General features: G+C 63.7%; 1 pseudogene. It reads left to right on the forward strand.

Annotation, left to right across the window (positions count from 1 at the left end):
• A pseudogene (locus AAHK20_RS33495) lies at positions 1 to 512 on the forward strand (potassium-transporting ATPase subunit B); the annotation flags it as partial.

Genomic DNA, 512 nt, shown 5'->3' on the forward strand with positions numbered 1-512 from the left:
GCGACGTCGACGTGCTCTTGCTCGACAAGACCGGCACGATCACGCTCGGCAATCGGCAAGCGTCTTTATTCGTTCCCGCGCCTGGCATCACCGAAGAAGCGCTCGCGGACGGCGCGCAATTGTCGTCGCTGGCCGACGAAACGCCGGAAGGCCGCAGCATTGTCGTGCTCGCAAAGCAGCGCTTCAACATCCGTCAGCGCGACATGCACTCGTTGCATGCGGTCTTTCTCGCCTTCAGCGCGCAATCGCGCATGAGCGGCGTGGATCTGTCCCCCAAGGGGACTTCCTCCGGGGCGCCTGGCCGCGAGATTCGCAAGGGCGCGGCCGATGCGATCAAGCACTATGTCGAAGCGCATGGCGGCAAGTTCGCCGCCGAAGTCGATCAAGCGGTATCGGATATTGCGCGACGCGGCAGCACGCCGCTCGTAGTCGCTGAGAAGCAAGGGGAAGTGGCGCACGTGCTCGGCGTGATCGAGCTGAAGGACATCGTCAAGGGCGGCATCAAGGAGCGT

Source organism: Trinickia camelliae (assembly GCF_053525655.1).